Below are 14162 nucleotides of genomic sequence, written 5' to 3'. Positions count from 1 at the left end.
CATGACAGAACCGTAAGAATCATCGTGGGCACAAATGGGCATCATGTGGGGATAATAGAGCTCATAGGAACTACCCGACATGCCAGGTTCTGGAAAAGGCGACGATTCGACGAGGGAAAAGGAGGTGCCTGGTGCTCAAAGCGGTGGTCTTCGACATGGACGACACGCTGCTCAGCATCAACCTGAGCGCATTTCTCGCCGTCTACGTGCGCGATGAGGCGCGGCTCCTCGGCGATATCGGACGCAAGAACCCGTTTTCCGCGCTTGCGGCCCTCGGCGGGTCGCTCTACGACCTCAACGCGAACGTACGAGACGAGGACGACGATCGCACCAACTATGCGTTTTTCGTAGACACCCTCAGACAGCGGTGCGGCGTGCCCATCGATGACCCCGTGATCGCCGATGCATTCGAATGCTACGAACGAGAGGTCCTGCCAAAGCGCAACGACGCCATCATCGCCGCACGCCCCCGGGAAGGAGCGTGCGCGGCTATCGAGGAGGTCACGGGCCGAGGGCTCCGCGTGGCGCTCCTCACCAACCCGAGCTTCAGCCGTACCTGCATCGAGTGCCGCATGGGCTGGGGAGACATGCTCGACATGCCGTTCGAGCTCGTCACGACCATGGAAAACAGCACGCGCGTGAAACCCAGCCCGCGCTATTACCTCGAGTCCATCGAATCGCTCGGTCTCAAGCCCGATGAGGTGCTCATGGTTGGCAACGACCCTAAGCGCGACTTCCCCACCCCGGACTGCGGAATCCAAACCGCCTACGTGGGAACAGGCAGGCCGGTGCGCGCCACATGGTCGGGCTCCATGGCAGACTTCGCCTCCAGCTTTAACGAGATTGAAGAGCGATTTTACGAGCGCCAGGAGCGAGAGCTCTCCGATATCGTGCAGGATGTGACGCGCGGCCGCGCATAATCGCGGGGCGAACGGCGCGCGTCGCACACAAGCGGGCACGGGCGCTACAATGGGGACGCCATAACCCCGTTGTCGAGGAGCACACATGTCCCGCGAGATCGATTCCACCACTGTTGCCGACCGTGACGAGCAGTATTGCAGCATCTTGAACCGAGAGCTCGTCTGCGCGCTGGGATGCACGGAGCCGATTGCCGTGGCGTACGCGGCTGCGATCGCGCGCGAGACGCTCGGCAGTGAGCCCGAGCACCTTGAACTCGAGTGCTCCGGCAACATCATCAAGAACGTGAAGAGCGTCACCGTTCCCAACTCCGGCGGCATGCACGGCCTTGAAGCCGCGGCCACCCTTGGCGCGGTTGGCGGCAACCCCGAGAACGCGCTCGAAGTCTTGGAATCGGTAGACGATGCGGCACGCGCCCGCACGGCCGAGCTTCTCGCCGACCCTGCGTTCGCCGACGTCTCGCTCGCCGAGAACGTTCCAAACCTCTATATCCGCGTGAAGGCCCGCTCCGAGGAGCACGCTGCCGACATCATCATCTCCGACCACCACACCAACGTGGTGTGGCGCGCCCTTGACGACCAGAAGCTCTCCGGCTCCTGGGACGCGCCCGAGTGCGCTGCCGCGGTGGCCGATACCGCCCGCACGCAGGGAAGCTCGCTATCCCTTGAGGGCATCATCGATTTTGCAGAGCATGGAGAAATCACGGGCGCGCGAGCGGCGCTCATGCGCCAGATGGAGCTAAACGACGCCATCTCGCGAGAGGGGCTCGAGCACGCATGGGGTGCCGAGGTGGGACGCACGCTGCTCGCCAGCCGCCCGGACGACGTCGCCGATCGCGCCCGCGCCCGCGCCGCAGCCGGTTCCGACGCGCGCATGAGCGGATGCGCCATGCCCGTGGTAATCGTATGCGGCTCGGGAAACCAGGGCATCACCACTTGCCTGCCCGTGCTCGAATACGCCGAGAAACTGGGCGTGACGGGCGACCGGCTGCTGCGCGCGCTCGCGCTCTCCGACCTCGTCGCCATCCACGTGAAGAGCTACATAGGTGAGCTTTCCGCCTTCTGTGGCGCCGTGTGCGCGGCATGCGGCGCGGGCGCATCCATCACCTGGATGAGCGGGGGCACGCGCGAGCAGATCGGCGCCACCGTTGTGAACACCCTCGGCAATGTTGGCGGCATCGTATGCGACGGCGCAAAGTCGAGCTGCGCGGCCAAGATCTCTGCCTCGGTCGACGCGGCGATCCTGGGGCACAGCATGGCCATGGCGTGCAAGAGCTTCCATGCGGGCGAGGGTATCGTGCAGGAGACCATCGAAGAAACCATCGCGAGCATGGGCTATGTGGGCCGCGTGGGCATGAAGCCCACCGACGTTGAAATCCTCAACATCATGATCGGAAAGACGCAGGTAGATTGCTAGAGCTGGCCACGCGCTACGAGGGAACTAGATTGCCAGGGTCCGCGCGCATATTCATTTCGCCCCATACGCTACAAACGGTGCGAAGCGGCAACGCCGGGCAAATCCATAAGAAAGGCGCTGCCCAGCAGGTCGTCGCCGAGCAGCGCCTCACATCAGGCTTATAGGACAAAATGTGTGCTTTTCAGTCGAGCCAGAAGGGGTACGGGTCCTTGCGGCGGAGCTCCTCCCAAACGGCCCTGTCGCCCCACTCCGGCCCGCCGTCCTCCCTCTTGGGCGATGCCGAGTAGGTCCTGTATAGGAAGTCGATGTCGGCATCGGTCGGCATGGAGCGGAGGAGCTCCCGGGCCGGCCTGGGGTCTGAATCTGAATTTACCCCGATTTCGTTGACACCCTCTACGCCGCCGAAGCGGCCTCCTGCGCATGCCTCGCCTCGAACTCCTCGGAGCTGAGGTTGCCGGGCGCGGAGTGGATCCGCGCCCTGTTGCAGGAGCACCCGATGTAGTCGAATATCCCCAGCGCCGCCTGATCCCGCGTCTCGAACGTGCGGGCGCGCACGCACCCCGCCTTGACGGGCCCCATGGGCGACTCCATCGCCGCGTCGTCCCACGGGCTCGCGATCGAGCCCGTCGACGGCCCGATGCCGGCCTCGCGCATCGTCTTGCCGACCAGGAGCGAGACGCACTGGCTCCCGCGGTCGCCATGGCACGGCATATACCTGCTTACGGCCGATATAGCCGACTCATCTCATGGCACCAATGATAGAATTAGCAAGATAAAGCAGTTGCCAGACGAATGGTTTAATATGACTGGCACGGTTTAGCGAAAGGAAGGAATGTGGGCGCCGCGACGGTACGGCTTGACCCTGAGCCAAGTATCCTTATTGAGAGTCTTCGCGACATCGGCTACTCCTTCAACAGTGCGCTCGCAGATATTGTCGACAATTCAATTACGGCTAACGCAACTGAGATTTGGATTCTCGCGATACCAGACGATGAGTTTCGCATCGGAATCATCGACAATGGCGACGGGCTTTCAAATGACAATTTGAAGCAAGCCATGAGGCTCGGCTCTACTGACCCCAGACAAAAACGCGCTCTCAATGATCTTGGGCGTTTCGGTTTGGGTCTTAAAACTGCGTCTTTCTCGCAATGCAGACGGCTTACTGTTGTTTCACGCAATAATGGCAAAACTGCTGGTTACATATGGGATTTAGACCTAGTAGTTGAGCAGAACGAATGGAATGTAATCGAACGGACTGACTTCGAGGAGATACCCTTTATCGATGAGCTCGGGGGTTCAGGAACGCTCGTGCTTTGGGAAAAGCTTGATAGGCTTACCGGTGCTCGCGGTTCTGGCAGGGTCGATCACACGCGCATCATTAGCGAGGCGCAAGATTATCTTGCATTGGTTTTTCATAGGTATCTCGCAGGTGAAAAAGGCTTGGATAGGATCTCAATCAAGGTCAACAATCTTCTTTTGGAACCTATCGACCCATTCAATACTAAGCACCGCGCCACTCAAGCTTCGCCACTTGAAAGGATTTGTCTTGGCGTGACGATGCAGGCTTATACGTTACCTCACCGCTCCCATTACGATTCACAGCAAGAGTATGAGCGATTCGGACTCAGCGGCGGATACCTTAAAAGCCAGGGTGTGTACCTATATCGAGCCAAGCGTTTGATTCTCTACGGCACGTGGTTCGGCCTCGCAAAGAAGACAGCTTTGACCCAGCTCACAAGGGTCAAAATTGACATCGACATCAATCAGGATGAGATTTGGAAGATCGATGTCAAGAAAGTCTCGGCACAAATGCCGGAGGTCGTGCGGGAACGTATTAAGACGCTTATCGCCACGATAGGGGCACCATCACGAAAAGCCTACCGGCGGCGTGCTACAAGGCTTACGAGTCCCGACGTATATCCCGCATGGAACGTCGAACGAGCTGGAGATAAGAAGCTTTACATAATAAATCGTGCACATCCAGTGATTGCGAATTTGAAGGAAGGGCTTGACGAAGACGATTCGGCCAATCTCGAGACCGTTCTTGCGCTGATTGAGTCAACCTTCCCTACGGAATCACTGTTCTACGACTTCGCAAACAATGAGGAAGGTGTGGCTTTCGCCTCGTTGGAGGATGCGGAGTTCCGTAACGCCGCCCGTACTTTCTTCTCCGCATTGAAGCAAGCGGGGCATGGTGAGGAAACGATTCTTTCAATTATGCAGAGCGCCGAGCCTTTCCAGTCGCGGTGGAAGGATACGCTTGACGCGCTTGGGATAGAGGAGCATTAATGTCGGTCGCGAAGAACGAATTTATTGAACAGATAGATAATTCGGTGCGTCAACATTTTGCAGGCATGGAGGGTGTGCCCGAGGAAAATGACGTACGCGATATGTACGAGCACCTATATGACGCATTTGCCACGATACCGATGTACAAGGATATGGCCGGCAATCGCCAGGAAGTGATTGAGGCGCTTGTTCATCAATACTGCTCGGAACTCTACATAACCAAGAAATTTGGTTTCGCCTTCAAGGATGAAGAAGTAAAACCTTGGCTTAACGAAGCCGAAGAGGCTATTGAGGACCAAAACGGCTGGTTTTATTGGTCGCGATATAAGAAGTACCTGATGTACACGAAACATTGGGCGCGCAGTACCGTACGCACCATCGAGCGAGACACATGGAACGTGCTTGACCTCATGGCGAATCCAAATGTTGAGGCCGGGTTTGAGCGAAGGGGTCTGGTAGTCGCTTCCGTCCAGTCTGGCAAGACGGCAAACTACATTGGCCTTATATGCCGAGCGGCAGATGCTGGTTACAAGATCATTATCGTCATGGCCGGCGTGCACAACGTGCTTAGGAACCAGACCCAAGCCCGACTCGAGGATGGCTTTACGGGCTTCAATATCGTTGAACAGCAAAGCATCGAAGCTGTTGGCGTCGGGTTGGACAACGGTACGCGAAGGCCAATTGCGTGCACGTCCCGCGAAGCCGACTTTAACAAGAAGCGGGCAAGCGCCCTGAAGGGCATACAGACCGCCCATACGAACGAACCATGGCTATTCGTCATCAAGAAAAACAGCAACTCACTTAAGCAGGTGTATGAATGGCTTCGAGACAACGCGAGCCCGGATGATCAGCTTTTACTTATTGACGACGAGGCGGATAACGCTTCCATTAACGGAAAGTACAAGCGCGATAGGCGGGATGACGAGCCAACGCGGATTAACGGGCAGATCCGGAACATACTGAACTACTTCACCAGAAAGTGCTACGTCGGTTACACAGCCACGCCGTATGCAAACATTCTCATTGACCCAGAAGTCGATACGGACGATTTTGGAAAAGACCTGTTCCCAAGCAGCTTCATCTATACGCTTGAGGAGTCAAGCGACTATTTCGGCGCCGAGAAAGTGTTCGCTGATTACGACGATCCGAGCCCGAAGCATCTCCGCTTTATTGACGACATAGACTTAATACTTCCACCGAAGCACAAGAGCTACTACCAGGTCGATGGCATACCGGAATCACTCAAGGAAGCGATCAGGACCTTCATGGTCGCTACGACAATTCGTGCCCTGCGCGGCAATGGGGACGAGCACTCAACGATGATGGTTAATGTCTCGCCTTACAAGCAGCCGCAAAAGTCTGTCGCTTGGGAGATTGGCGACTATGTCAAGCAGCTAAAGAACAGTATCAAGGCGTATGCAGCATTGGGCGAAGAGAGGGCGCTCGCTTTATCCGATGACTTGAAGTTCCTCCGTGGGACATGGCTCACGGAGTATTCACATTCCACGGAATTCGAATGGGCCCAAATCCAGCATGCTCTTTATGACACCGTCAAAACGATTCACATTGTGAGCATCAATACAGATTCGACAGAGGCGCTCGAATACGAGCAGCATACTGAGCATGTCATTGCTGTCGGCGGATACAGACTTTCGCGCGGCCTCACCCTTGAAGGCCTTGTCGTGTCGTACTACTCGCGCAATGCAAAGGCATACGACGCATTAATGCAAATGGCCCGGTGGTTTGGATATCGGCCCGGCTACGAAGAGCTGTGCCGCGTATGGATGTCCGAGAAGGCAGCTGGATGGTACAAATTCGTTGCCGATTCGACCGCCGACCTTTTCGATGAGCTGCGCAATATGAGGCAAGTGCAGCGAACACCGAAGAATTATGGGCTGAGAATTAGGCAGAGCCCTGATTCCCTCATCGTGACAGCTCGCAACAAGATGGGAACGGGAACTAAGCTGACTGCACCTATCGACCTTAATAACGGATTCGTCGAGACTATAGCGTTCGACCGGCGAAACGATGTGATACAGGAAAACAAGCTAGCAGTGCGTGAGCTATTGTCCAAGATAAGCGACTATAAGACGGAAGGATTGTTCTATCGCCGCGTACCCACGGACATTGTCATTGACTTCTTAGGCAAATACATAAATGAGGACGCACGTTCGCCAAAGTCACAAATCAAACCGGTACTGAACTATATCGACGACCGGATGCTCGATGGCGAGCTCGAGCTATGGGATGTGCTTGTTGCGGAAGGCGACGGAGGCGAGATTGAACTTGCCGACGGAGTATATGCAAGGCGAGAGATCAGATACCCCGGCAGCGATACATCAAGCGAATGCCTTGTCGTTGGGGAGAAGCATAGGCTTGCAAGTCGAGGCGTCGAAGCCAAGGGCCTAGACAAAGAACAACTACAGGACGCCGAAGACGACTTCAAGAACGATCATCCGGACAAGGACAACCCTTCGGACAGGTACTACCGTCGCAGGCGGGAATATCCGCTCCTGGTAATCCACCCCGTTCTCTTGAAGTACACGGATAAACAGAGGGAGAGGCGCGAGGAAAAGGGTATTTACGAGCCCGAGGCTGGCAAGTGGCCAAGCTGGGACCATTCCGAAGAGGCGTATGGCTGGAGCATCAGCTTCCCCTTCACACCAAAGCAAACGAGGCCAGTAGAGTACGTCTTCAACCAAATCGCAATAGACAACATGCGAACCGACTACGAAGAGGACAGCGATGACGATTTCGAAGACGACTAAATATCCTTGGGATGATCTGGCTAGCCCCGACCGTCAAGGAGAGTATATCGCTCGGCTCGTACCAGACGAGGACAACCCACAGCATAGAATAGTCTTCTGGGCGAAGAGCTGGGCATCCAGACCGGCTTTGCTTGTTGAGTACGAGTGCCGCCCTTGGAAACCTATCAGCTTGCCGACCTTTAAGAATATCCTCGTTGCAGATCATCAAGATGAGAGCAGCCTTGTCATAGAGCTACTCGACCCTGATATGCGCGACATTTTCCTTAAGGTGTGCGTTGACATCATCGCTTCGCTGCAAAACGTAAGCATGAAAGCAAGCAGGAAAGCATGCATCTTCCGCTTGGAGAAGTGGAGCTCGTTCCTGCGCCCATCTCGCTCCAAGATGTCGCCTGAGGCTCAGAAAGGGCTCATTGCCGAGTTGCATTTTCTCAAGCGAGACGCACTCTTGGTGCATACCGAAAGCGATGCAATCCGGGGATGGACAGGACCCGATGCGGGGCCAAGGGATTTCGCGTACGGACAAGTCTTTGTCGAAGTCAAATCGAAAAGGAGCTCCGCAAATCCCAACATAGTCATCTCGTCAGAAGAGCAGCTGAACGTTAATGAAACGGAGCAGCTGTTCCTGTATGTCGCCGAGCTCAACGATACGTCTAGTGACGACGAGCAAGGTTTCACTGTGACCGACGTTGTAAACGAAACGCGGGAGGCATTGGAGTCGCCGTTGCAGCGGGCTGCGCTGGACAGCAAGCTCGCAGGCATTGGCTACTTTGACGAGGACGACTATTCCGATGTCAGGTGGAGTGAGGGCTCAACGTACTACTATGCCGTTGTCGGTGATTTTCCGAAAATCGACTCGCAAACCTGCAAGCCAGGAGTGAGCAGAGTCGCATACCAGATAGACCTTGACTACTGCGACGAATACCGCGTGGACAGAGAGCAAGTCATTAAGACGATGGAGTAAGACATGCCAACGCCCGAAGAATTCTACGAGGAATTATTCCAAGACATCAAGACGACTGCTGATGCGTACGGTATCTATCTTGAGGATGCGTTCTTTGATATCGTCACAGACCAGCTCATCGATGCCGGAGAGTTCGACGAGGCTGAACGTGCGTTTTTCAGGCCCGCTCAAGGTGGCATAAGGGTCGATGGCTACTGTGGCGACCCGCTCGAATCAGCCATTGCGCAAGAGGCGGGCCAAGGAACACTTGGGCTCATAGCACTAGACTTCAATCAAGACACAGACTTGACTACCCTCACCAACACGGATATGGAAGCTGATTTCCGACGATTGGAGAAGTTCCTTACTCAGTCGCTCAATGCGCGTTTCAGGAACTCGCTCGAACCAACAGACCCCGGATTCGGACTTGCAGACCTCATTAACACTAGGTGGGAGAAGATTTCTCGCGTCAGGCTCTATTTGCTGACAAACAAAAAGCTGAGCGCTCGCGTCGAAGGTAAAAAGGCCTCGTCCATCGACGGTCGCGAGATCGTTTACACCGTTTGGGACATTACTCGCTTCGGGAACCTCGTTTCCTCGGGGCGCGAGCGCGAGCGCCTCATCATAGACTTCAATGAACTCCCCGGTGGCTCTCTAAGAGCATTGTTAGCTAGCAAGCCAAACGACAGAAATCAAGTTTATCTCGCTGCTGTCCCCGGCTTGGACTTGGCCTACATCTATGACCGATGGGGTACGAGGTTGCTCGAGCAGAATGTACGTGTCTTTCTGCAAGCGAGGAGCAATGTAAACAAAGGGATCAAGCGAACACTGGAAAACGAGCCGGAGCTTTTCTTCTCTTTCAACAACGGCATAACAGCCACGGCCGAGGCGATTACGACTGAGATCACAGATGAGGGGTTGGTTATAACCGGGCTTGAAAACCTTCAAATAGTAAACGGTGGACAAACGACGGCGTCGGTCTATGCGGCATTCAAGGCAAAGCATGATCTGAGTCGTGTCTACGTTCAAATGAAGCTAAGTATCGTAAGCCCCGAGGCGGCAAAAGAGCTTGTGCCGAGGATCTCCGAATACGCCAACAGCCAGAACAAGGTATCAGCGGCAGACTTCTTCGCAAATCACCCGTTCCATGTGCGCATCGAGGAGTTCTCGCGGAGGATTCTCGCCCCTGCAAAGGACGACAGCTTTGATTTGACCAAGTGGTTCTACGAAAGGGCCCGTGGGTCATACAGAGATGCCCAAGCCTATCTCACGCCCGCAGCGAAGCGCAAATTCGCGAAGGAATACCCGAAGGCGCAGAGCTTTACTAAGACGGATCTTGCAAAATACCTGATGGTGTGGACGGATAAGGCCTATATGGTCAACCGCGGTGCACAAAAGAACTTCGCAGAGTTTGCCAAAGACGTAGCAGATGCGTGGGAGAAGAACGACCAGCAGTTCAGCGAGGTCTACTTCAAGTACCTGATTGCTAAGAAAATCATCTTTGATCTCGCTGGCAAAGTTGTCCAAAGCCGAGACTGGTATGAAGCTGGTGGCTATCGCTCTCAGCATGTCGTCTTAGCAGTCGGTGCTCTGGCCAATGCAGCCAGAACGCTCGGAAAGTCTGTTGACTTCCTCTCCATTTGGAACCGACAGGCCGTCACTCCTGCTTTCGAGAGGGCGTTAGGACAGGCTGCAGACGCAGCACACGATGTACTCATGCAGCCGGGCGAAGGCTATCGAAACATATCAGAATGGGCGAAGCAGCCAAAGTGCTGGAATGCGCTAAAGCAGAAGAACGTCTACTGGGATGAAGGGTGGATTTCTGAGCTTATCAGCCTTGAGGAAGAAAGAGAAATCAAAAGCGAGGGCGTTAAGGACCAGAAGGAGTTAAACGGAATAGAAGCGCAATCGATCGTCGTAGAGGCGGGCGCGCAATTCTGGCAAAACGTTCTTGAATGGTGCAAGAAGGAAGGCGAGGCAACGGACAAAGAACGAGGCATCCTCCAATATGCTGCGTCAATGCCAAATAAGCTGCCCTCAGACAAGCAATCGATTATTCTTGTCGATCTAATGGCACGGCTTCGGAAGAGCGGCTGTCCGTATCGTCTGAAGTCTCGTCGTCGCAGGTCACGCGGGTAAGCGAGTCGCAAAATCCCCTAGCATCGACACCAAGGAACTTCGCTACTATCTTTCCGATTTGCTGCGCAAGCAACGGTGGGACGGCATTGCCAACTTGCGTGTACTGCGATGTCCTATTGCCCTCAAAAAGATAGTCATCCGGAAACGTCTGCAGCCTTGCCGCCTCGCGCACAGTTAGACTTCTACACTGAGCTGGGTCTGGGTGAATGTAATAGTGTCCATCCTTTGCGATGTGCGACGTAACAGTAGTTGACGGCCTATCCCAAAGCTGAACGCGAAAACGATCGTCGAACTTAATCTCTTCTCCCTCTTCTACCTCAAGAACATTTTTGTGATTCGGATAGAGGTAACGCGGGAACTCCGTTATCCGTGCCGGAGCGGCGTGCTTTTCTGCATATGCCGCGCAAAAAACGTAACGATCGAGATCCGAGGCAAGGTGGGTGCGCGATTCATGATTCGCAAGTACGCGGTGGACGCCCATGCGACCCCTATACCATTCTTCGTAGGGGCCTTTTTCACCGTTAATGATGCTCTTGATCATAAGTCGATATGCTCTTTGATGTCGAACGCGCGTCAGAACATCCTCAAGGTCTTTGCCTTCTTCTGTTTTGAGAAGCTTGTCAATAGCACCCTTAATGTATTGCCCCCACTTCATATCGCGCCAGCCTTGATTCCTTTCGGAGAAGCCACTACGGATCCCGGGGATGCCGATGAGCGCTTCCCTCAAAGACATCGCAGTCAACGGCGTCAGCGTATCTGTTGGCTCTTCGCATCCCTTACGAATGCCAAGCAAAATCACCCTGTGTCGCATTTGTGGGATACCATATCGCTCAGCTTCAACAACGTAGTCACGAGGGTCTGCGGCTTCTTCCTTGACAAGCGATCTTATTTGATAGCCAGCTTCACGCATATCCTCGCAGATGCGCTCGAACACACCTTCACCTTTACGCGTTGCCGAGAGAAGACCTTTGACGTTTTCCATGACAAAGACAGACGGCTTTAGCTCTCTAATAAAAGCGAGATAGCATTTGTAAAGCGTCTGCTTGGGATCCTTCTCAAGTCCTTCTTTGTCGTGTGCGCGGCGGGATCTACCAACCAAAGAATATGCTTGGCATGGAGGGCCGCCTATTAACACCCAAGTCCCACCGATTTCAACGCCGTTTTCCCGGAGACGTTCCTTGCCCTTTTCAACCAAAGTGTTGTCATGAGCGTCCAATGTTGCACAAAGCGCTTCGTCGGATGCCGCCGTCCATTCGTCAGGATACTTATCCTTGAGTTGCTGAAGATAAGCTTCGTCGTGGTACTCCATGTATTGAAGATATGCGAGAGGAATTCGGTTGCCATTCGCCCTGTAAATCTTTCGAAAGAACGAGCGAAGGCGAAGTGTCATATGTGCCTGCTCATCTTTTTCAATCGACATTATTGTCTGAAATACGGGCTGTCCGTTTTCATCAAGAAGGGATGAGAATCCTTCACCCAAGCCACCAGGACCTGCAAACAGGTCAATGACAGGTATCATTCTCGCGTTCCCTCCCTAGGTCGCATACTCTTGCACCCAGGGTACCAAGATTGAAAGGTGCAGTCCAGGACTGCATCGACGACAGGCACAAGTAATCTTTTAGATTACTCTGCGACCATACAAAACGCAACATTTCGATTGGATTACCCACTAAAACGCACCATCTTGCCAATCCCCTTTTCGCGAACGCGTTGATATGACGGACAGCTGATAAAACCGTCACCTTGTGACACCCCAAGACAATGCCCGTACCGGTAAAGGTGCGGGCATTGTTCGTCTCTGCCCGCCTTACGAGACGAAAGGCAGGCAGAAACATGGACGGTGGGACCAATGGCGGCCAGGAAGCCATGCAGGGTGCGCAGGACGCGTCGCAACAGCAGGGCCAGGAGCAGCAGGAAACGCAGCAGCAGAGCCAGTCGCAGGTAGGCGGCGAGACGCCCGACTACGAGAAGCAGATCGCAGAGCGCGACGAGAAGATCGCCTCGCTGGAGGCCCAGGTTGCCGAGGCGTCCAAGAACGCCGAGACGGCAGAGCAGTTGCGCGGCGAGATCGCCGAGCTCAAGGCCCAGGGCGAGAGCGACCGCATCGACTTCAAGCTGCAGCTCGCGGGCGTACGCAACGTGAAGGCGGCGCGCGCCCTTCTCGCGGACCACGACAACGACGCGGACAAGCTCAAGGAGGCCGAGCCCTGGCTCTTCGAGGGCGCCGGAAAGCACGCCAAGGGCGGCAGCTCTGCGGGCTCCGGCACGACCGGCCTGCCCAACGCGGGCGCGGCTTCCGACGAGGGCAAGACGCTCAAGCACTGGCGCGAGATCGCGGGACTCACCGACGACGATTCCTTAAAGTAGACGATTCCGGCTCGAAGCGTGGGAGATCCTTCGACTCCGCGCTTCGCGCTCCGCTCAGGATGACATGAAAGGAAGGTAGCCATCATGCCTAGCAACAACATCGCATTCGCACGCAACTACACCTCGGTGATCGACGAGGTGTACCAGAGGGCGTCCGTCTCGGGCGTGCTCAACTCCGGCCGCCGCATGGTGCGCGCGGGCCACAACGCCAAGGAGATCCTCATCCCGAAGATCTCCGTCACCGGCCTCGGGAACTACACCAGAAACGTTGGCTACAAGACCGGCGCCATCACCTACGAGTTCGAGACCAAGACCTTCAACTACGACCGCGGCATCCGCCTGTTCGCGGACGTGATGGACGTCGAGGAGGCCGGCGTGAACGACTGAATCTCCCCCGTTTCCGTTGACACATCGAGTTCCGTTTGGGCATGATGCCGTAAACGGGGAAAGGGGGGCATGGGATGGGACATCCGTCGCCCAGGTATTCGGCAGGGTTCAAGCAGCAGGCGGTGAGGCTGTACAGGGAGCGGGGCGGTACCTACGCGGAGACCGCCCGCGAGCGCGGCGTCGACCCGGGGTGATGTGGCTATACTTAATTGGACACATCGATGAGAGTCCGAGGGCCCCTCGAGGAAAGGAGGCCCCATGCGGGATCCGAAGCACCCCAGGCAGTTCACCGAGGAGTTCAGGAGGCAGATAGTCGCTCTGGTGGACTCCGGCAAGCCCCGCGCCGAGGTGATGCGCGAGCGCGACCTCGGCAAGCCGACGCTCGACCGCTGGACCCGCCGCGCGCACGCGTGCGGCTCCACCGCCGCCGCGGACAACCGGACGCCCGAGCAGAACCGCCTCATCGGGCTGGAGCGGGAGAACGCCCGCCTCAGGATGGAGGTCGATGTCCTAAAACAAGCGGCGCTGATATTCGCACGAAAGTGACGGCGATGGCGGCCAACGCCCGCCGCTACCCGGTATCAGCGCAGCGCGGGATCCTGGGCGCGCCCCGCTCCACGTACTACCGGATGCTCGCGCATCCGCCGCGCCCGAAGGCGCCCGACCCGATCGAGCCCGACGTGCTCGGCGCGTTCGAGGCGCCGCGCGGCGGGTACGGCGCGAGGCGGCTGAAGGTCGCCCTCGAGAGGGCCGGCATCACCGCGTCCAGGCGCAGGATATGCCGGATCATGGGGGAGAACGGCCTGGCGAGCGCATACTCGGGCCGCGCGCCGAGGGGAGGCGCCCGGCCGGCGCAGCCGCCTTCCGCCGACAACGTGCTCGCGTGTGTTTAGTCAAGTAGTTTTGAGCAGAATGTGCATCGGGAATTGAGCAGTATG

At 56.1% G+C, this 14162-nt stretch carries 13 protein-coding genes; 11 read left to right on the top strand and 2 right to left on the bottom strand.

Annotated features, from left to right (window positions below):
• Window positions 1–131: 131 nt before the first annotated feature.
• Window positions 132–920 (top strand): HAD family hydrolase, encoded by a 789-nt coding sequence (locus tag AC1VS5_RS05935; protein ID WP_481218025.1) that lies wholly within the window; start codon window positions 132–134, stop codon window positions 918–920.
• Between the two features lie 85 nt (window positions 921–1005).
• The gene (locus AC1VS5_RS05930; RefSeq protein WP_481218024.1) at window positions 1006–2334 is read left to right on the top strand and encodes an L-cysteine desulfidase family protein; all 1329 of its coding nucleotides are present in this window, start codon (window positions 1006–1008) and stop codon (window positions 2332–2334) included.
• Between the two features lie 393 nt (window positions 2335–2727).
• Here AC1VS5_RS05930 and AC1VS5_RS05925 read toward each other — a convergent pair whose 3' ends face one another.
• Entirely contained in the window at window positions 2728–3045 is a 318-nt protein-coding gene (locus AC1VS5_RS05925) for an IS3 family transposase (RefSeq protein WP_481218023.1), read from the bottom strand.
• A gap of 123 nt (window positions 3046–3168) precedes the next feature.
• Between AC1VS5_RS05925 and AC1VS5_RS05920 the strand changes: the two genes are divergently transcribed.
• The 4 genes from AC1VS5_RS05920 to AC1VS5_RS05905 are packed head-to-tail and all read left to right on the top strand — an operon-like array spanning window position 3169 to window position 10470.
• Complete coding sequence (locus tag AC1VS5_RS05920) at window positions 3169–4623, top strand: ATP-binding protein (protein WP_481218022.1); 1455 nt, start codon at window positions 3169–3171, stop codon at window positions 4621–4623.
• The gene (locus AC1VS5_RS05915) at window positions 4623–7391 is read left to right on the top strand and encodes a Z1 domain-containing protein (protein ID WP_481218021.1); all 2769 of its coding nucleotides are present in this window, start codon (window positions 4623–4625) and stop codon (window positions 7389–7391) included. The genes AC1VS5_RS05920 and AC1VS5_RS05915 overlap by 1 nt, the downstream gene beginning before the upstream one ends.
• Window positions 7369–8352, top strand: a complete 984-nt coding sequence (locus tag AC1VS5_RS05910; RefSeq protein WP_481218020.1) for a PD-(D/E)XK motif protein — start codon at window positions 7369–7371, stop codon at window positions 8350–8352. The genes AC1VS5_RS05915 and AC1VS5_RS05910 overlap by 23 nt, the downstream gene beginning before the upstream one ends.
• 3 nt (window positions 8353–8355) lie before the next feature.
• Window positions 8356–10470, top strand: a complete 2115-nt coding sequence (locus AC1VS5_RS05905) for an AIPR family protein (protein WP_481218019.1) — start codon at window positions 8356–8358, stop codon at window positions 10468–10470.
• On the opposite strand, the gene AC1VS5_RS05900 is transcribed toward AC1VS5_RS05905, so the two are convergent.
• Window positions 10385–11989 carry a DNA cytosine methyltransferase gene (locus AC1VS5_RS05900; RefSeq protein ID WP_481218018.1) on the bottom strand — a complete coding sequence of 535 codons (1605 nt, stop codon included), beginning with the start codon at window positions 11987–11989 and terminating at the stop codon, window positions 10385–10387. The two genes, AC1VS5_RS05905 and AC1VS5_RS05900, sit on opposite strands and share 86 nt — an antisense overlap.
• A gap of 314 nt (window positions 11990–12303) precedes the next feature.
• Between AC1VS5_RS05900 and AC1VS5_RS05895 the strand changes: the two genes are divergently transcribed.
• From AC1VS5_RS05895 to AC1VS5_RS05875, 5 genes are all read left to right on the top strand, one after another.
• On the top strand, window positions 12304–12837 hold the full coding sequence (locus AC1VS5_RS05895) for a hypothetical protein (protein WP_481218017.1): 534 nt from the start codon (window positions 12304–12306) through the stop codon (window positions 12835–12837).
• An 84-nt stretch (window positions 12838–12921) separates the two neighbouring features.
• Window positions 12922–13224: a hypothetical protein gene (locus AC1VS5_RS05890; RefSeq protein WP_481218016.1), complete on the top strand. Its 303-nt coding sequence runs from the start codon at window positions 12922–12924 to the stop codon at window positions 13222–13224.
• A 74-nt stretch (window positions 13225–13298) separates the two neighbouring features.
• Window positions 13299–13418, top strand: coding sequence for a transposase (locus AC1VS5_RS05885; RefSeq protein WP_481218015.1), 120 nt, complete (start codon window positions 13299–13301; stop codon window positions 13416–13418).
• A 64-nt stretch (window positions 13419–13482) separates the two neighbouring features.
• Window positions 13483–13770 (top strand): transposase, encoded by a 288-nt coding sequence (locus tag AC1VS5_RS05880; RefSeq protein WP_481218014.1) that lies wholly within the window; start codon window positions 13483–13485, stop codon window positions 13768–13770.
• Between the two features lie 5 nt (window positions 13771–13775).
• Complete coding sequence (locus AC1VS5_RS05875) at window positions 13776–14117, top strand: IS3 family transposase (RefSeq protein ID WP_481218013.1); 342 nt, start codon at window positions 13776–13778, stop codon at window positions 14115–14117.
• Window positions 14118–14162 lie beyond the last annotated feature (45 nt).

The organism is Enorma sp. (assembly GCF_982429025.1).
Note: the sequence above shows the minus strand (reverse complement) of the source record. Positions and strands in the feature narration are given on the sequence as shown.